Origin of the sequence: Exiguobacterium sp. R-39, assembly GCF_049942815.1 — a bacterium.
GTDB lineage: Bacteria > Bacillota > Bacilli > Exiguobacteriales > Exiguobacteriaceae > Exiguobacterium_A.
Genome location: NZ_CP187965.1, coordinates 2,534,215 through 2,553,198, shown reverse-complemented (window position 1 = coordinate 2,553,198; position 18,984 = coordinate 2,534,215). Strand labels below are relative to the sequence as shown.

The window sequence follows — 18,984 nt, the reverse complement described above, 5'->3', positions numbered from 1 at the left end:
ATGAAGAGGGCCTCCACGGTCTTCTTCATTTTTTTGTCCAGAATAATTGTAAGCGGCGACATGCTTCTGTACAATGGAGAATGTAAGCGATTAAAAGCAAGTATAAAAGGGGGAATAGAGATGATTCCGTACAAACACGAACCATTCACGGACTTCTCACAGGAAGCAAACAAGAAAGCGTTCGAAGAGGCGCTTGAACTTGTATCGAAAGAGCTTGGGAAAGATTATCCGCTCGTCATCGGGGGAGAACGTGTGACGACAGAGGACAAAATCGTTTCTGTCAATCCGGCAAACAAAGAAGAAATCGTCGGACGCGTTTCGAAAGCGACACAAGCACACGCTGAAGATGCAATGCAAGCGGCAGTCAAAGCATTTGAGACGTGGAAATTCGTCAATCCGAGTGTTCGTGCGGACGTCTTATTCAAAGCGGCAAACATCATTCGCAAACGCAAACATGAATTCTCGGCTTATCTCGTTAAAGAAGCAGGTAAACCATGGAACGAAGCGGATGCGGATACAGCAGAAGCAATCGACTTCCTCGAATACTATGCGCGTCAGATGCTCGTACTAAAAGAAGGTAAAAAAGTCGAGAGCCGTCCGGGTGAATACAACCGGTACGACTACATTCCACTGGGTGTCGGTGTCATCATCTCACCATGGAACTTCCCGCTTGCCATCATGGCAGGAACAGCGGTTGCTGCGATCGTGGCAGGTAACCCGATCCTCTTGAAACCAGCATCGACGACACCGGTCGTCGCTGCCAAATTCGTTGAAGTCATGGAACAAGCTGGTCTTCCGGCCGGCGTCTTGAACTTCATTCCGGGACCAGGTGCAGAAGTCGGCGATTACCTCGTCGATCACCCGAAAACACGTTTCATCAGCTTCACGGGTTCACGTGATGTCGGCCTCCGTATTAACGAACGGGCTTCTAAATTGAACGACGGTCAAATCTGGCTCAAACGCGTTATCGCGGAAATGGGCGGAAAAGATACAATGGTTATCGATGAGTCAGCTGATCTTGACTACGCAGCAGACATGATCACAAAAGCGGCATTCGGTTTCTCAGGACAAAAATGTTCAGCTTGTTCACGTGTCGTCGCACTTGATTCGGTTTATGACGAATTGCTCGCAAAAGTCGTTGAAAACACAAACAAACTTAGTATCGGTAACCCGGTCGACGTGACGAACAACGTAGGACCTGTCATCGATGCAGCAGCTTTCAAAAAAATCACATCGTACTTCGATGTCGCAAAACAAGAAGGACGGATTGCAGCGGGTGGTACGGCGGATGATTCGACAGGATACTTCGTCTCGCCGACAATCGTCGCTGACGTTCAACCGACTGACCGCTTGATGCAGGAAGAAATCTTCGGACCGGTCGTTGCCTTCACAAAAGCAAAAGACTTCAAAGAAGCAATCGATATCGCCAACAACACGGAATATGGTTTGACAGGTGCTGTCATCACTCAGGATCGTACGAACCAGGAATACGCACGTGCGAACTTCCATGTCGGTAACTTGTACTTCAACCGTGGTTGCACAGGGGCAATCGTTGGATACCAACCGTTTGGCGGATTCAACATGTCAGGAACGGATTCAAAAGCAGGCGGACCGGATTACTTGACTTTACACCTTCAAGCAAAAACTACTTCTGAAATGTTCTAAAATGATGTTTAATAGATGAAACGGGTATGCGACCTGCATACCCGTTTTTCTTTAGAAAAGGGGGAGCACGAGATGAACGGAATGTGGTTCGCGATTTTGTTGTATCTGGGTTTGATGGTCATACTAGGCGTCGTCGCGTATTATCGGACAAAAAACATGAACGATTATATGCTTGGAGGACGAACGATCGGACCGGTCGTCACAGCGCTCTCAGCCGGAGCGAGTGATATGAGTGGATGGTTATTGATGGGATTACCAGGCGCTATGTTTGCAACTGGTCTGTCCAGTGGATGGATTGTCATCGGGTTACTACTCGGTGCGTATGCCAACTGGTTGCTAGTTGCACCACGTTTACGTGCTTATACGGCGCATGCCGGGGATGCGATTACGATTCCCGACTACTTTGAAAAGCGGTTCCACGATAAAAGTGGTGTCCTGCGTACAGTTTCAGCTGGAGTTATCTTAATATTCTTTATAATGTACGCTTCAAGTGGTTTTGTCGCCGGCGGTCGTTTGTTTGAATCGGTCTTCGGACTCGAGTATACAACCGGCTTATGGATTTTGGCAGGTGTCGTCATCGCGTATGTATTCCTCGGTGGTTTCCTCGCAGTCAGTTGGACGGACGTCGTCCAAGGAATGATCATGGTCATCGCCTTGCTGATCGTCCCAGCCGTTACGCTTGCGCTCAGCGGCGGGATTAATGAGACGCTTGAGACGATCCGTTCGACAGATGGTTCGAAACTTGAACTGTTCAAAGGAACGACTGTGATCGGTATCGTTTCCCTGCTTGCCTGGGGACTTGGTTACTTTGGTCAACCGCACATCATCGTCCGTTTTATGGCGATTCGAAACTTGCATGAAATGAAAGCGGCTCGTCGGGTCGGGATGATCTGGATGACGTTTTCGATTGTCGGGGCAATGGTAACCGGACTATTCGGATACGCTTATTTCACGCAACAAGGTGGAAAACTCGAAAATCCAGAGAACGTCTTCATTCAACTGTCACGTGATCTGTTCCCGGGGTTCATCACGGGATTATTACTGGCGGCATTGCTCGCTGCCATCATGTCAACGATTTCGACGCAGCTGCTTGTGTCATCGAGTGCCGCAACTAATGATTTCTATCAGCGTTTCCTGAAACGAAATGCGTCAGATAAAGAGTTGATGGTCATGGGACGGATCATGGTTCTCGTCGTCGCACTCCTTGCCATTGGCTTATCATTTGGTGCTCAAAAATCCATTCTGACACTTGTAGGATATGCGTGGGCCGGATTCGGCGCTGCATTTGGACCGGTCGTCTTGTTCAGTTTATTATGGCGCCGGATGAACAAACATGGTGCTCTTGCCTCGATGATTACAGGAACAGTCGTCGTCATCGTCTGGATTTTGGTGAAGGTGTATGTCAAAGATCTTCCGTTTTATATCTCGGAGATGTATGAAATGATTCCTGCATTCATCGCTTCCACCGTCGCACTTGTTGTCGGCAGTCTCTTGACGAAAGCACCGAGTCAAGCGATGTATGATGAATTCGATGAAGTACAAGCTCAACTCAAAGGAGCAGAACAACAACGGAAAATCGTATGATGATAACGAAAAGAATGTCCGGTGCCTCGTGCGCCGGACATTCTTTTTATATAGAAGAAACTAACTAAGTGAACATATCTTTACGTAAAACATATATGTTGCCTATACGCAAAAAAAGCGTATACTAACAACTAAAGAGAGGTGAGGCAAAGTGATGAGTCAACCGATCGTTCCAGTGGAGCGTTTGAAAAAAAGACACTATATCGGACCGGCGTTCGTGGCTGCCGTCGCTTACCTCGATCCGGGGAATTTTGCGACAAACATGACGGCAGGAGCGCAGTACGGATTTTTACTCCTGTGGGTGATCATCGCAGCAAACTTGATGGCCGTCATGATTCAGACGCTGTCAGCGAAACTGGGGCTGGTCAGCAATACGAGTCTCGCGGAAGTGATTCGGGATGAATTATCGCCGGTCATGCGGATCATTTACTGGGCACAGGCCGAACTCGTTGCCATGGCGACGGACTTGGCCGAATTCGTCGGGGCGGCACTCGGTTTTAACCTGCTGTTCGGCATCGATTTGAAAATCGCCGCCTTGCTGACGGCGGTTGCTTCGTTCATCATCCTTGGATTCGAACGAAAAGGATTACGGCATTTTGAAGCCGTCATCGGAACCCTGGTCCTTGTCATCGCACTCGCATTTGCGATCCAAGTCATCGAAGTCAGACCGGTTCTGCAGGATGTTGCCGGTGGATTGATTCCCGGATTTTCGGGGACGTCGAGTATTGTTCTCGCAGCGGGGATGCTCGGGGCAACGGTCATGCCACACGCGATTTATCTCCATTCCGACTTAACGAAACGACGGATGGGGAACATCGCTGATAAAAAAGGATTATTACGGATTCAGAAAATGGACATTTGGGCGGCCATGTTGATTGCGGGAGCAGTCAATGCCGCGATGCTTGTCATTGCGGCGACCGTTTTCTTCGGGACGAGCCAACAGGCAGAGACGCTGGAAAGTATTTTTCACGGGCTCGGGACGTCACTCGGCGGTGCAGCACCTTATCTGTTTGGCGGAGCACTGTTGATTTCCGGACTCGCTTCATCGAGTGTCGGCACGATGTCCGGCGACGCCATCATGCGCGGTTTCCTGAAGATGGAGATTCCGCTTTTTCTCAGACGCAGTATCACGATGTTACCGGCTATCCTCTTGCTGTTATCCGGATTTGATCCGACACGCGCGTTGATTTGGAGCCAGGTCGCCTTATCGTTCGGGATTCCGTTTGCGTTGATTCCATTAATTCGTGCCACATCAAGTGAACGGATCATGGGCAAATATAAAAATCGGCCGCTGACGAAAGGTTCCGCTTGGACGATTGTCAGTATCGTTATCATCTTCAACGTCTATCTGTTAGCTGATCTTTTATTTTGAATAATCAGATTTTTTGTTTTGCTTACCGGCAGCTCGGGTAATTCATTACTAGAAGCTTTCTGCCCGGAAGCTTTGCTACCCCTATAAGGACGATGGTGCGGACCTCCCCCCGATGCACCATCGTCTTTTTTGTCTGGACAAAAAGTGCTATGATTAGAAATAGTGTAAAATATATTGAAAAAGTTCCGGAGGTGGAATCAGATGGCAAAGATTAATGAAGAACAAGTCCGCCATGTGGCGCATTTAGCACGTCTCGCCGTAACAGATGAAGAAGTCCAACAATTTACCGTTCAACTTGAGAAGATTCTCGGGTTTGCTGAACAATTAAATGAGCTCGATACGACAGGCGTCGAACCGACGACACACGTCCTCGATCTCAAAAACGTCTTGCGTAAAGATGAAGTACGTCCATCGCTTCCGCGCACGGAAGTAGAACGACTCTCACCTGATTGGGAAGACGGACAAGTCCGTGTCCCGGCAGTATTCGAATAAGGAGGAGACCACCGATATGTCACTTTTTGAACATGGTGTAAAGAATTTACACACACTCGTCAAAGACGGAGAAGTCAAAGTATCCGAGCTTGTCCAGGAATCGTTTGACCGGATTGACCGCGTGGACGGAAACATCGGCGCATTTTTATCGTTGAACGAAGATGCTTTCGAGCAGGCAAAACGGATGGACGAGATTGCAAAACATGAAGCAAACCCGTTATTCGGGTTACCGATTGGTGTCAAAGACAACATCGTCACGAAAGGGATGACGACGACATGTGGTTCGAAGTTCCTCGAAAACTTCGTTCCGGCGCATGATGCGACGGTCGTCGAGCGTCTGCATGAAGCAGGAGCCATCACAATCGGGAAATTGAACATGGATGAATTCGCGATGGGCTCATCAAACGAAAACTCGGCTTATAAACCGGTCCGCAACCCATGGAATACGAAACACGTGCCAGGCGGTTCGTCAGGCGGCTCAGCAGCAGCTGTCGCGGCAGGCGAAGTCTTATTCAGCCTCGGTTCTGATACGGGTGGTTCGATCCGTCAACCGGCTGCTTACTGTGGTGTCGTCGGTTTAAAACCAACATATGGTCTCGTCTCGCGTTACGGTCTCGTTGCCTTCGCCTCGTCACTTGACCAAATCGGTCCATTGACACGGACGGTCGAAGACAATGCGTACTTATTGAGTGCGATTGCCGGACATTGTGACATGGATTCGACGTCAGCGAACGTCAACCCGACGGATTACACACAAGCACTGACAGGGGATATCAAAGGACTGAAGATTGCCGTTCCGAAAGAATATTTCGGAGAAGGAATCAGTGAAGGTGTCAAGGAAAATATCCGTGCCGCCATCAAGAAACTCGAGTCGCTTGGTGCGACGGTTGATGAAGTGTCACTTCCGAACTCGAAATATGCGTTGGCGACGTATTACCTGCTTGCTTCTTCAGAAGCTTCATCCAACCTGGCCCGTTTCGACGGTATCCGTTACGGTGTCCGCGCCGAAGCCGATGCACTCGAAGATGTCTTCAAGTATTCGCGCGCTCAAGGTTTCGGTGACGAAGTCAAACGCCGGATCATGCTCGGAACGTATGCCCTCAGCTCAGGCTACTACGATGCCTACTATAAAAAAGCACAACAAGCACGGACATTGATTAAACAAGACTTTGACCAGGTCCTTGCCAACTACGATGTCATCATCGGACCAACTGCACCGACACCTGCCTTTGAACTCGGGGCACAAAACGATGATCCGGTCACGATGTATGCCAACGATATCCTGACGATTCCAATCAACTTGGCAGGTGTGCCGGCGATTTCGGTTCCAGCCGGTCTCGTCGACGGATTACCGGTCGGTCTGCAAATCATCGGAAAACACTTTGACGAGGCGACGATTTATCGTGCTGCGCATGCATTCGAGCTTGCGACCGGTGGATTTGCGCTTCCGAAGCTATAAAGGAGAATGCCTTATGAACTTTGAAACGGTCATCGGTATTGAAGTCCATGCCGAATTAAATACAAATACAAAGATGTTTTGCGGCTGTGCCCGGGAATACGGAGCGGAAACGAACACGAAGACGTGCCCGATCTGTCTCGGACATCCCGGTGTCCTGCCGAAAATCAATGAAAAAGCAGTCGAACTCGCCGTTCGTGCAGCCATGGCCTTGAACTGTCACGTTGCCGATCAAACGAAATTCGACCGGAAAAACTATTTTTATCCGGATACGCCAAAAGCCTATCAAATTTCGCAGTTTGATCAGCCGATCGGTTTTGACGGCTACATCGATGCGGAAGTCGACGGCGAAACAAAACGTTTCCGGATTGAACGCGTCCACCTCGAAGAAGATGCCGGGAAGATGAACCACACCGGCGCCAACCATTCGGTCGTCGACTTCAACCGGACCGGCGCACCGTTGATTGAGATCGTCAGTGAAGCCGACATGCGCTCACCAAAAGAAGCGGTCGCTTACCTCGAGCGTCTGAAAGAAGTCCTGCAGTATGCAGGCGTCTCGGACGTTAAGATGGAAGAAGGGTCGTTACGTTGCGACTGTAACATCTCCGTCCGTCCCTACGGACAAGAGAAGTTCGGTACAAAAACCGAACTGAAGAACTTGAACTCGTTCGGAAATGTCTTAAAAGGTCTTGAGTTCGAAGAAGACCGTCACCGCAAGCTGTTGTTATCCGGCGGCGTCATGCGTCAGGAGACACTCCGCTTTGACGAAACGAAAAAACAAACAGTCCTGATGCGGGTCAAAGAAGGCGCATCCGATTACCGCTACTTCCCGGAACCGGATCTCGTTAAGCTGGTCCTCGATCATGACTGGAAAGAAGCAATCCGCGCCGGTATTCCGGAATTACCGGATGCCCGTCGTGTCCGCTACCAGGAAGCGCTTGGTCTGTCGGCCTATGACGCGAAACAATTGACGGTCACACGTGAGATGGCCGAGTACTTCGAAGCAACGATTGCAGCCGGTGCTGAACCGAAAGCCGCTGCCAACTGGACGGTCGGGGAAGTCCAAGGTCACTTGAACAAATCGACGGAAACGTTTGATACGATCAAGCTGACACCAGTCCGTCTCGCCGAAATGATCGAACTGATTGCCGGCGGAACGATTTCATCGAAAATCGCGAAACAAGTCTTCACGGCTGTCATCGAACAAGGCGTCGAGCCGCGTGCTTACGTCGAAGAACAAGGACTCGCGCAAATTTCGGACGAAGGACTCCTTCGCGGACTTATCGTCGAGATGTTTGAAGCAAATCCGGCGGTTGTTGAAGAACTTGTCAACGGCCGTGACCGGAAAAAAGGTTTCGTCATCGGTCAAATCATGAAAAAAACAAAAGGAATGGCGAATCCGGCATTGCTCGATCAACTGTTCTACGAAGAACTCGAAAAATTAAAATAAGCTTTGTTGAAGTACCGGTGTCCTTCCTTAAATCAGGGGGAGGAAGCGGTGCTTCTTTTTTTGCCTTTGTAATGTGTCAGAACTTCATGTAAAATAAAACAGTTATGTATCAAATGGATCGGTTGAGTAAAAAAGGAGAAAATCTTATGAGACCTAGAGCGCGAGTGATTTATAACCCGACTTCCGGGAAAGAGATGGTAAAGCGTAATCTGCCGTATATCTTAGACCGGCTGGAAGCAGCGGGTTATGAGACTTCCGTCTATTCGACGAAAGCGGTCGGTGACGCGACATATGAAGCAGCACGGGCCTGCGAAGCCGAATTTGACCTTGTCGTTGCTGCAGGTGGAGATGGTACGTTAAACGAAGTAATCAGTGGAATGGCCTCGTATCCGGTTCGTCCGAAACTGGGTGTCTTACCGGTCGGAACGACCAATGACTTCGGTCGGGCAATGCGGATTCCCTTGACGATCGAGGGTGCGATGGATGTCATCTGTACAGGGTACACGATGCCCGTCGACATCGGGAAGATCGAAGGGGCGACAGGTACCCACTATTTCATCAACATCGCAGGTGGTGGCATCATGACGGAACTCTCGTACGAAGTTCCATCAAAACTCAAGACGGCCCTTGGACAATTGGCGTATTACGTCAAAGGGATGGAAAAACTCCCGCAAATCCGTCCGACCTATGTCGAGCTTGAACATGAACGCGGGATATTTAAAGGTGAAGTCATGTTGTTTTTGACTTCGAATACCAATTCCGTAGGCGGTTTTGAAAAACTTTCACCGAATGCATCCCTCAATGATGGACGCTTTGATTTATTCATTTTGAAAAAATGTAATCTCGTTGAGTTAATCCGTGTCATGCGGTTGGCGTTAAAGGGAGACCACTTCTCTGATCCATGTATTGAACATGTGACGACGTCGTTTGTCCGGATGCGAAATACATCCGAGATGAGCTTGAACATCGATGGCGAGTTTGGCGGGATTTGTGAAGGGGAGATGACGAATCTTCAATCACATTTCGACGTCATGACGCCGAAGTTCCGGATCGACGAGATGGAAACGATCAATTTACAGCTACAGGCACAAGAACAGGAAACGAATCTCGCGTAAGACGCGGGATTTTCTAGGAGGAAAATAACATGATCCCAGTACAAAAAAACGATGAGCACGTCGTCGATATCGTCGACTTGACGCACGACGGTTCAGGGGTTGCCCGGATTGACGGCTACACCGTCTTCATTCCCGGTGCCTTGCCGACGGAACAAGTCAAAATCAGAATTACGAAAACGACGAAATCGTACGGTTTCGGACGGATCATCCGTCAAAAAACGAAGAGTGTCGATCGTGTTGAGCCGCCTTGCCCGGTCTATAACCAGTGCGGCGGTTGCCAACTGCAGCATCTCTCGTATGACGCGGAACTGAAATTCAAACATAACCGTGTCCGTGATGCGTTCGCGCGTCTTGCCGGTCTTGAGATTCCGGTCCACGAAACGATGGGTATGGAAGATCCATGGGGTTACCGCAACAAGGCACAAGTGCCGGTCGCGTTCCAATCCAACAAGTTAATGGCCGGTTTTTATCAAAAACGCAGTCACCGGATCATCGACATGGATTACTGTCTGATCCAAAATAAAGAGAATGATGATGCAATTCAAGCCGTCCGGAAAGTACTGGCTGACCTGAAGGTTCCGGCTTACGACGAAAAGAAAAACAGCGGTGTCATCCGTCACATCATGGCACGCCACGGTTACCACACAAACGAATTGATGATCGTCCTCGTGACGAAGGTCAAACAATTGCGCGGTGCTGATAAAATCGTCGAAGGCATCTTAAAAGCTGTCCCGAACGTCACATCAATCCAGCAAAATATCAATCCGGATGAGACGAACGTCATCTTAGGAAAACGTAACATCGTCTTACACGGACCATCTGTCATCCGCGATCAAATTGCCGGATTGACGTATGAAATTTCACCGCATTCGTTCTTCCAGGTCAACCCGTTACAAACGGAAAAACTGTACGGAAAAGCGCTTGAATACGCTCAGTTAACTGGCGATGAAATCGTTGTCGATGCGTATTGCGGTATCGGTTCGATTTCATTGTCGCTTGCGCAACAGGCGAAACACGTCTACGGCATCGAGATGGTACCACAAGCGATTGACGATGCACGCCGGAATGCAAAAGCAAACGGCATCGATAACGTATCGTTCGAATACGGAACTGCAGAAACGGTCATGCCGGCACTCGTGAAAGGCGGCATCAAGCCTGACGTCATCGTCGTTGACCCGCCGCGTAAAGGCTGTGACGAAGAATTCCTCCGTGCTGCTGCTGAAGTCGCGCCAAAGCGGATTGTCTACGTCTCTTGTAACGCTTCAACACAAGCACGGGACGCCAAGCTTTTGGCTGAACTCGGCTACAAGCTGATGGAAGTGACACCTGTTGATATGTTCCCGCATACGACACACGTTGAGAGCGTTGCTTTGTTCGTACGTGAAGAAAACTAAAAATCTCTATACTAACAAAAAAACGAGAATCACTTACCGCAAGAACGGTGAAGTGATTCTCGTTTTTTTATGCGTAATGTTTACTGGCTCTTAGAAGCGAATAGCGCATCCACCGCGCGTTGACTGGCTTTCCCGTCGTCCAAACTGCAAAAGCGTTCCTGGAATGCCGTGTATTTATCTGCGTATTTTCTGGAGTGTGCCTCGATGTCTGCGATATAGTCGATTACCTGGTCACTTTCTTTTAACAAGGGACCGGGAACGACTGCTTCAAAATCAAAATAGAATCCTCGGAGAACAGAAGCATATTTCTCTAAATCATACGTAAAAAACAACATCGGACGGTTCAGGTGGGCATAGTCAAAGAAAACGGACGAATAATCGGTAATCAGCAGATCGCTGATCAGATACAGTTCTGCGATGTCGCCGTAAGAGGAAACGTCGTAAGCGAAGTCCGCCTGTGCGCTGAGATCGAGATGTTCCGCAATCAAGTAGTGCATTCGTAACAGAACGATATAGTCATCACCTAACTGGGCTTGCATCTGTTCCAGATCCAGCTTGAGATTGAAACGGTATTGTCCCTTCGTCACGAACTCGTCGTCACGCCAAGTCGGTGCATATAAGATGACTTTTTTGTCAGGCGGTAATTGTAATGACTGTTTGATCTGTTCGGCTTGTTGCTGACGATTCGGGGCATACAACAGATCATTTCGCGGATAACCGGTTTCGAGAAGTTGTCCCCGGAAATCAAACGCCCGTTTAAAAATCTCACTGGAATAGACATTGGGTGAAAGCAGGTAATTCCATTCCTGTGCCTGTGACGAAAAGTTTTTTTTATATTGTTCGGTATTCGTACCCGGCATATGAACTTCGTCCATATCGAGTCCCAACCGTTTTAAGGGTGTCCCGTGCCAGGTCTGTAAATACAGCGTCTCCCGCCGTTTCTTTAAGCTGAGCGGCTGACGCGTGTTGAAAATCCAGTACTTGGCCCGGGCCATCTGATAATAGTATTTCGGGCTATTCCGCAATACCCAGTTCGGACAAGCTGCCTTGACTGTAGCGGTCGGTTCTTTGGCAAAAATCCAGACGAGTTGCAGTTCCGGATGCTGTTTTTGAAGCGTCAGGTAGAGCGCCTTCGGATTGTCCGAATAACCGCGTCCTAAAAAACTTTCAAACAGGACAAGATTCTGTTGAACCGGAAGCTTTTGAAACAGTCGATAGAGAAGTAATCCTTTATGGATTTTCTTGCGACGGATTTTCGTAAATAGCTGTGTCATGTCATGCTCCTTTAAAAATGATGTTGTCTGTAATGAGTCGGCGTCTCGCCCGTCGTCTGTTTGAACGCTTGACTGAAATGACTTTGACTCGAAAAATGTAACTTGTTCGAGATGGTCAGTAAGGAATCATCCGTCGAACGCAATAACCTTTTCGCTTCACGGATCCGTTCACGAATGACATAGCGTGCGAGTGGAAGACCCGTTTCTTCCTTGAACAGGACGGATAAATAATTCGCCGAGACATGAATGGCCTGGCTGATTGACGAGACCGATAGAGGATCATACAGATGCTGCTGGATATAACGGATCGCGGCAAGTACGTGCGGCGAATGGCGTAACTCCTGGATCTGTTTGACGGCTTCTGCAAAACTGACCGTAATCCGGACATGACGGTTTCGCAGTTCGGAAATACTGGTTGCCGCCTCAATCGATTCAATCATCCGGTCACTGAGCATAAAGGCTTCATCCGGTTCCAACCCGCCATTGATGGCAGCCCGGGCGCTCAATAAAACGGTACCGAGCAGAAGATTTTTTTCTGCCCGTAAAGGTTGATGACGTGCCAATGATCCGAACTCACCGTAAGCGGGGAGAGAGTAGGTCGTCGCTAAGCGTTCGCTTTGTCCGGAAGAAATCCATTCAATGATCTGTTGTTCCCGCTCCCATGCTTTGATGTAGGCGGTTGTGGCCGTATGGGGAGAAACGTCGGCAATCAACGGGATTTCCTGCTCCTCGCTTTCCGATACAGTCCGGATGTCCCGTTTGGCGAGTTGCTGGCCGGTCAATAAGCGGTGGACCAGATGAGCACAGTCAATCAGCCGGTTTTCCGTCGTTCGAGTCAAGGATTTATAAAATTGATGGAACGCTTCATCCTGGATATGCGCACGGAACAAGGCCGACTGCAGTAAGACCGGACCGATCCGGTACTGACCTTGTTCATGGACAGGAATGAACAGATAGGCCGTCCCGTCTTTTAATGTATACAGGAGCGGTGTCTGATCCGGTGCAGGCCACTCCTGTTCGATCGATAAACGGCTTGGATGGGAGGGGGCAACAGGACTGATGTCCAGTTCTTCACCGGTCAGGGGCTGGTACGAAACAAAAAAACCAGTCGTCCCGTAAAGACTTTCCGCGATCTGAATTAAATCTTCTGTTGATAAGGGTGACACTGGAAATCCTCCTTTCTTCTAAACGTGTTGTTTTCAGTTTACGTCGTGTCCAGGCGATTGTATAGCAAGAATCGCCTGGACACGGGGGACGCCGAAAAATCAAAAGACATCAACGGCCTGCGTGCTCAGGCTGTTGATGTCTGTTTGGTCTTAAGTGAAATCGATTAACGATGCGCGTCGTCAAAGTCTGAGTCGACCGTATCAATTGATTCGATATCAGTTGATACGTCCTCGGTTTCAGGCAGCTCATCGAGTGAGGCCGTCGCTACTTGATCGTAAGATGTGTCATTAACAACCGGTTCAGATACTTCGGCAGGCGGCAGAAGGTCGTCCCCGCCAATCGGTTCATCCACTTGGAAATCGACGGTCAGGGCATGAAGTTCCGTTGCGATTTGCGCGAGATGGGCCGCTGCTGTCGTAACCGCTTCGATTGTCGCATTCGTTTCCTGGATGCTTGCGGCACTCGTCTCGATCCCGGCAGCATTTTCTTCCGTCAAGGCAAGAATCGTTCCCATCGCGTCAGAGACTTCTTCGGTGGCCGTCGTCAGCGCACTGATGTCACCCGTTAAGGATTCTGTCCGTTTCGAGACATGCTGGACGGATCCGGCGATCTGTTCGAAATCGACACCGGTCGTCTTGACCGATTCGAGCGATTGCTTTAAGTCATCCATGACGCCGTTCATCGCGCCCATCGCCGTCTGTGTTTCATGTTGGATGTTATCGAGCAGCTGTTTGATTTGTTTCGCGGACTGATCACTTTCCTCGGCAAGTTTCCGTACTTCGCTTGCGACGACGGCGAACCCGCGTCCCTGTTCTCCGACCCGCGCCGCTTCGATGGCCGCGTTTAAGGCCAACAGGTTGGTTTGACTCGAGATGGCCTGTAACGTTCCGAGGATTTTACCGATCTCTTCCGAACGATTGCTGAGGAAATCGGATGTATTCTGGATTTCCTGCTCCAGCGAGTCGGAATGCTGTAATAAATCGGTGATGGTTTGTTTCGTTAAGCTGCTGCCGCGTGCCGCTGCAGTTGCAACGGAAGCGACTTCATTCAGTGTTTGGGTAGCCGATGCCTGCATTGCGACAGACCGTTCCTTGACGCCATATACCGCCTGGGAAGACCGTTCCGCTTGCTTGGTTTGGGTCTCACCGGCGGAAGCGATTTCTTCCATCGTCTGTCCGATTTGAACCGATGCATTTTGAACGTGGGTCGCATTTGATGACAAATCTTGCGAAGCATCCCGGACGGTTCCGGCTGACTGAGTCATCGCGGTAATCGTTTGACGAAGCTTTTGGCGCATCGCGTCAAAGTTTTCGCCAAGATCAGACAGTTCATCGCGGATCCATCGTTTCGGACGGGTCGTTGATCGCAAATCGCCGCTCGCAATCGCTAATGCTTCATTACGCAGTCCGGCTAACGGGCGATTGATGGACCGGCCGATGAGCCAGGCGATCAATGTCGCTAAGGCAATCGCAATGACGAAATTGATTAACGATTGTTTCAGCATCGCATCCTTCGGCGCATACAACGAGGCGTAGTCGAGAACGACGGCTAATTTAAAGCCGGTCTTCGAGGACAACTGCCAGATGACGACCGATTTTTTTCCGCCGACATCCATGATCGTCGAACCGGATTCCTGGTCGATCATTTGTTTCGGTGCTTCAAAGTATGCTTTTCCACCTTCACGTAACTGATCGACTTTTTTGAAGAAATAATTTTTATTCGGGTGCGTGACGACTTTACCGTCTTTCGTATAACTGAAGACGAATCCTTGTTGACCGATTTCAATCCGTTTCATGTCTTCCGATAACCGGTCGACACTCTTGTAGACGGATAAGACTCCTTTGATGTTCGCCTGATCATCGAGCGCTGCTTTTGAAAAACCGATGACGGAAAGCTTGGTCGCCTGATCATAGTAGGGTTCGCTCATTGCGACCGTACTTGAATTTTCTAATGCCTGTTTGTACCAAACGTCCTGACGGGGATCATAACCCGACGTTGCTTCCTGTTTCGGCCAGTTTAAATAACCGCCTTTGACATCGGCATACTGAACAAAGGAATTTTCGATTTTAGATGAACCATATTTCTCAAGGACACTGTAGATATCTTTTGCTTTTTGAGAAGGCAGTTCCGCACCAATCTCCGGAGTATTGCGTATGTAATTCGGTAGTTGTCCGTTCGTCCGGTTGAACGGAAGACCGGCTAACAGGGTGGTATCTTTTTTAGTATCATCGATGATGCGGGAAAAGGATTGTTCGAGTTGTTTTAAGGCCGTTTGAGAAGTCGAATCGACCAGTCGCTCGACGGTCTGACTCGTCTGATCGTAGGAAAACCAGGTCGAGACCCCTAACGTGAGGGCAGGTAATAGAATCAACCCGATGAAAAGACGGCGTGTTATCGGAAGACGCATATGTAATTCTCCTATCTTTTGAAATAGTCTATAAAATCTGTCTATTCTGATTATCGGAAGGGTAGTACTAAATATGAAGGAATTGTGGGGAGATTTTCATGATTTGGGAACTGAACGTAACCGGAGTTCATGATAAAATAGAAGGGGTGTCACAGAGTGGCTAGGGAGGAACAGAAATGAATATTGCTTTTTTCTTATTACCAAAAGACGAAGTCAAATACTTAGATCCGGAATCAACGGTCAGACAAGCACTCGAAAAGATGAAACATCATCGATTCACGTCGGTCCCACTCGTTGATGACAAGGGAAAATATGCAGGAACCCTGACGGAAGGGGATGTCTTGTGGGCACTTGAAAAAAATCTTGAACATGCGGATTATGATCATGTCCTGCAAACCCGTTTAACGGATATTAAGCAACGTGTCCGGTACAAACCGGTTTCCATCACAGCGCAGATGGAAGAGATGATTGAAGTCATCACCGATCAAAATTTCGTACCGGTCATCGATGATGGAAAACACTTCATCGGGATCATTCGCCGACGCGATATCATTGACTACTTTGCTAAAAAAGTAGCGCGGGAAAACGTTCAATACTGAAATCCAGTAAAAAAAGCACTGATTTTCACGAAAAGTGGAGAGAAGTGCTTTTTATTGACCCGTTTTCACTTCAAGAACCGGTTGTGTTGGACGATATAGAAACATAATGACAAGTTAGGGAGGACGATGTGTTGCGACGTTTATCACCAGTCTCCATCGTAGAAGCATTCCGAAAACGCTCCTACTACAAAACGTTCTCATGGATGATTTCAGTTATTGGTCTGTTAGCGTTACTAATCGCGATGCAACAACTGGCTAAAAATCTTGAAGACGGGTATCAGTTCAAACGATCAAGTGATAGGATGGATATTTTTGAACAACTCAATCAGGTCGAACGGGATTTGACGAATGAGTATTACCTCACCTTAAGTGAAACAACGAGAGATGTCGTTCCGGCACGGACCGATACGTGGCAACAAACGAAAACTGAACTGACAGCATTGAGTCAACAGATTAAAAAAATACAGATGGAAGGACCTGCTCAAAAGGATCTCCTAGCTGAAATCAACCGTCTGCAGACCGGAGGATATCAGTCGGATCATCAATTCTTTCGGGTAGCGACTGCGTATAAAAGTGAAGTCTTGTTTAATCAACTGTACTTAAGCGGAGAGACCGGCACCTATTACTCGTTCTTCTCAAATCTTTTTTTAATGCAGGAAGAGTTCGGAAGGGCGGGACAGTTCTTAGTCAGTGTCACTAAAGAGGACCAATTGAATTCGATTGATTTGTTGCGCCTTCGGCAGATACGCCAGGAGCTGAATTCGCGGAACAATGCATTAATCCAGTCCCTCTATGCGACGATGCGACCGGAATATGAAGATCGTCGCCGTGATATTTCCGTCATGAGCAACCAGATGTACGCTTACTTACGAATGATTGATGCGACAATCAATCAACCGGAACTCCGGCAATATGGAACGATTGATGACGTGGCAGGGCGGTATCAGGCAAGTATGTACCGTTCGTTCGATCAAGGGATTGCTAATGTTCAGACTGAAATGACTGAACACGGGACAACACTTATCCAAAATGCCTGGTTAATGTTCGTCGCGACGTGTTGTGTCATTCTATTGCTGCTTTTGTTGACGTTATCCTTATTACGGGCATTCCGAAAAGACTTACATATTCTGCAGGCAGAAGCAGACTTTTTTGCGGAAGGTCCGAAGCAGTCGCATCATCAGGTGCCGGAATCAAATGACTTCCATCCGGTCGTCGAAGCCTTCCGGACGATGACGACAATCATTTCCGGATTGTTGGATTATAACGATAAAAAAACAAGGGAAATCAAACAGAAGAAGGCGGAAATCGAGTCCTTATTTTCTCAAAATACGAATCCAATCGTCGCGCTGTCGTCTGATTTTCAATTGCTTAGCAGTAACGACCGTTTCAAGCATCTGGCCCAATCCTCTGAATTGATGACGATTGAAGAACTGATTCACCCGGCGGATTTAAATCGGTTTCGCCGGGCACTCAATCGGGCAATCGAGGGATACAGTCAGACAATCCGTTGCCAAATGATTTTCAAACAAGACATCCGGAACATGTTCGTCAATATCATTCATGTCCCGTCGAAAAATGACAATGGGACAGCACTTTATTTAACCTGTCATGACGAGACGGATCAATTCAAACGGGAAGAACGAATCACACAATTGGCATTGTATGATGTGCTGACCTCCTTGTTGAACCGGAACGGGTTTGAACAAAAAATGGCAGAAGCCATCGCTGCACCGCAACCGGGAGAATTGGTCACGATCGGTGTACGTCAGTTCAGACGGATCAACGATATTTACGGACACAGTGCCGGTGACCAAATCTTAAAGGAAATGGCGAATCGTTTACGGCATCATTTCATCGGGACAGGTTCGGCAGCCCGGATTGGCGGCGATGAGTTTGCCGTCCTGATTTTCCAACAGGACATTGTCGATTACCGCGATCTGAAAACGATTTTGGAACGTCCTTACCGAATCGATGGTGAAAAAATTGATGTCAACATCAGTATGAGTATGGTCCGTTATCCGGATGACGCGGTCGCGGTGACCTCGTTGCTGTCTTCAGTCGATATCGCGATGCAACATGCGAAACGGGAACAAACGGGTGGACCCATCTGGTTTGAGTCCTGGATGAGTGAAGAATACCGCGAATCGGTCGTCTTAGAAGCAGAGTTACGGGAAGCGATTGCCCGAAACGAACTGCAACTGTTTTATCAGCCTCAAATCAATCTGAAGACAAAAACGGTCGATGGATGCGAAGCCCTGCTCCGCTGGTTCCATCCAGAGCGTGGCATGATCAGTCCGGCCGTCTTTATTCCGATTGCCGAACGATCGATGTTGATCGAAGAAATCGGGATGTGGGTCGTCCAGGAATCCGTCAATCAGGTCAGACGATGGGAAGGGACACCGCTTGCGTCGCTTCGTGTGTCTGCCAATCTATCCGTCAAAGAGTTGGTCTCGGGACGAATCGTCGAGTTGTTAACGGATGTCAGGGACCGTTATCCCGGGATTGAACAACGGATGGAACTTGAAATTACAGAATCATTTGGTGTCTTTTCCGATACACGCGTATTCGATGCGTTGCAGACGTTGCATCAGCTCGGTTACCGACTGGCGATCGACGACTTTGGGACCGGCTATTCCTCGCTGTCGTATTTAAGCCGTCTTCCGATTCAGCGTCTGAAGATTGACCGGTCGTTTATCAGCGGGACCGATGCCTGTTCAAACGCACCGTTGATCGAGACGATCATCCGACTCGCCCACACGTTAAAATATGATGTCGTGGCGGAAGGAATCGAACAAGCCGAACAGGGAGAGAATTTACGAAAACTGGACTGTGAATATGGTCAAGGTTTCTATTACTCCCGTCCGGTTCCAGCCGATGAATTTGAAATCTGGTATGACCGGTATCAAGAGGATATTAAACTGTCGGGATGATGACCGGCTCGATGATACAAAATGACCGCTTCCCGTCTGATGGTGGGAAGCGGTCATTTTTCGTTTGAACGGAACTTTC

General features: G+C 48.6%; 13 protein-coding genes. 10 read left to right on the top strand and 3 right to left on the bottom strand.

Annotated features, from left to right (window positions below; translation table 11 throughout):
• Window positions 1-120 precede the first annotated feature (120 nt).
• The 8 genes from pruA to rlmD all read left to right on the top strand — a co-directional run bounded on the left by pruA (window position 121) and on the right by rlmD (window position 10,528).
• Entirely contained in the window at window positions 121-1,665 is a 1,545-nt protein-coding gene (gene pruA, locus ACP26N_RS13370) for an L-glutamate gamma-semialdehyde dehydrogenase (protein ID WP_114595027.1), read from the top strand.
• Window positions 1,666-1,737: 72 nt separating this feature from the next.
• Window positions 1,738-3,249 (top strand): sodium/proline symporter PutP, encoded by a 1,512-nt coding sequence (gene putP, locus ACP26N_RS13365; RefSeq protein ID WP_426354057.1) that lies wholly within the window; start codon window positions 1,738-1,740, stop codon window positions 3,247-3,249.
• 154 nt (window positions 3,250-3,403) lie between these two features.
• On the top strand, window positions 3,404-4,621 hold the full coding sequence (locus ACP26N_RS13360) for an Nramp family divalent metal transporter (RefSeq protein WP_255508366.1): 1,218 nt from the start codon (window positions 3,404-3,406) through the stop codon (window positions 4,619-4,621).
• Between the two features lie 201 nt (window positions 4,622-4,822).
• Window positions 4,823-5,113 carry an Asp-tRNA(Asn)/Glu-tRNA(Gln) amidotransferase subunit GatC gene (gatC, locus tag ACP26N_RS13355; protein WP_026827487.1) on the top strand — a complete coding sequence of 97 codons (291 nt, stop codon included), beginning with the start codon at window positions 4,823-4,825 and terminating at the stop codon, window positions 5,111-5,113.
• A 16-nt stretch (window positions 5,114-5,129) separates the two neighbouring features.
• The gene (gatA, locus tag ACP26N_RS13350; protein WP_026827488.1) at window positions 5,130-6,572 is read left to right on the top strand and encodes an Asp-tRNA(Asn)/Glu-tRNA(Gln) amidotransferase subunit GatA; all 1,443 of its coding nucleotides are present in this window, start codon (window positions 5,130-5,132) and stop codon (window positions 6,570-6,572) included.
• Window positions 6,573-6,585: 13 nt separating this feature from the next.
• Window positions 6,586-8,019, top strand: a complete 1,434-nt coding sequence (gatB, locus tag ACP26N_RS13345) for an Asp-tRNA(Asn)/Glu-tRNA(Gln) amidotransferase subunit GatB (RefSeq protein WP_426354054.1) — start codon at window positions 6,586-6,588, stop codon at window positions 8,017-8,019.
• Window positions 8,020-8,165: 146 nt separating this feature from the next.
• Window positions 8,166-9,134, top strand: coding sequence for a diacylglycerol kinase (locus ACP26N_RS13340; protein ID WP_131502269.1), 969 nt, complete (start codon window positions 8,166-8,168; stop codon window positions 9,132-9,134).
• Between the two features lie 29 nt (window positions 9,135-9,163).
• Window positions 9,164-10,528 (top strand): 23S rRNA (uracil(1939)-C(5))-methyltransferase RlmD, encoded by a 1,365-nt coding sequence (gene rlmD / locus ACP26N_RS13335; RefSeq protein ID WP_026827490.1) that lies wholly within the window; start codon window positions 9,164-9,166, stop codon window positions 10,526-10,528.
• 80 nt (window positions 10,529-10,608) lie between these two features.
• Here rlmD and ACP26N_RS13330 read toward each other — a convergent pair whose 3' ends face one another.
• The 3 genes from ACP26N_RS13330 to ACP26N_RS13320 all read right to left on the bottom strand — a co-directional run bounded on the left by ACP26N_RS13330 (window position 10,609) and on the right by ACP26N_RS13320 (window position 15,376).
• Window positions 10,609-11,802 carry a CDP-glycerol glycerophosphotransferase family protein gene (locus ACP26N_RS13330; RefSeq protein WP_426354052.1) on the bottom strand — a complete coding sequence of 398 codons (1,194 nt, stop codon included), beginning with the start codon at window positions 11,800-11,802 and terminating at the stop codon, window positions 10,609-10,611.
• Window positions 11,803-11,813: 11 nt separating this feature from the next.
• Window positions 11,814-12,968, bottom strand: coding sequence for a helix-turn-helix domain-containing protein (locus ACP26N_RS13325; protein ID WP_426354050.1), 1,155 nt, complete (start codon window positions 12,966-12,968; stop codon window positions 11,814-11,816).
• A 164-nt stretch (window positions 12,969-13,132) separates the two neighbouring features.
• A complete protein-coding gene (locus ACP26N_RS13320; RefSeq protein ID WP_426354049.1) occupies window positions 13,133-15,376 on the bottom strand; it encodes a methyl-accepting chemotaxis protein in 2,244 nt (747 codons plus the stop codon).
• A gap of 176 nt (window positions 15,377-15,552) precedes the next feature.
• Between ACP26N_RS13320 and ACP26N_RS13315 the strand changes: the two genes are divergently transcribed.
• Window positions 15,553-15,975: a CBS domain-containing protein gene (locus ACP26N_RS13315; RefSeq protein ID WP_012371366.1), complete on the top strand. Its 423-nt coding sequence runs from the start codon at window positions 15,553-15,555 to the stop codon at window positions 15,973-15,975.
• 128 nt (window positions 15,976-16,103) lie between these two features.
• On the top strand, window positions 16,104-18,905 hold the full coding sequence (locus ACP26N_RS13310; RefSeq protein ID WP_426354047.1) for a putative bifunctional diguanylate cyclase/phosphodiesterase: 2,802 nt from the start codon (window positions 16,104-16,106) through the stop codon (window positions 18,903-18,905).
• Window positions 18,906-18,984 lie beyond the last annotated feature (79 nt).

Bases quoted from the DNA above. Each gene is read 5' to 3' on its own strand.
- ACP26N_RS13315 (WP_012371366.1), top strand. From the start codon at position 15,553: ATGAATATTGCTTTTTTCTTATTACCAAAAGACGAAGTCAAATACTTA.
- ACP26N_RS13340 (WP_131502269.1), top strand. From the start codon at position 8,166: ATGAGACCTAGAGCGCGAGTGATTTATAACCCGACTTCCGGGAAAGAG.
- rlmD (WP_026827490.1), top strand. From the start codon at position 9,164: ATGATCCCAGTACAAAAAAACGATGAGCACGTCGTCGATATCGTCGAC.
- ACP26N_RS13320 (WP_426354049.1), bottom strand. From the start codon at position 15,376: ATGCGTCTTCCGATAACACGCCGTCTTTTCATCGGGTTGATTCTATTA.
- pruA (WP_114595027.1), top strand. From the start codon at position 121: ATGATTCCGTACAAACACGAACCATTCACGGACTTCTCACAGGAAGCA.
- ACP26N_RS13330 (WP_426354052.1), bottom strand. From the start codon at position 11,802: ATGACACAGCTATTTACGAAAATCCGTCGCAAGAAAATCCATAAAGGA.
- gatC (WP_026827487.1), top strand. From the start codon at position 4,823: ATGGCAAAGATTAATGAAGAACAAGTCCGCCATGTGGCGCATTTAGCA.
- putP (WP_426354057.1), top strand. From the start codon at position 1,738: ATGAACGGAATGTGGTTCGCGATTTTGTTGTATCTGGGTTTGATGGTC.
- gatA (WP_026827488.1), top strand. From the start codon at position 5,130: ATGTCACTTTTTGAACATGGTGTAAAGAATTTACACACACTCGTCAAA.
- gatB (WP_426354054.1), top strand. From the start codon at position 6,586: ATGAACTTTGAAACGGTCATCGGTATTGAAGTCCATGCCGAATTAAAT.
- ACP26N_RS13360 (WP_255508366.1), top strand. From the start codon at position 3,404: ATGAGTCAACCGATCGTTCCAGTGGAGCGTTTGAAAAAAAGACACTAT.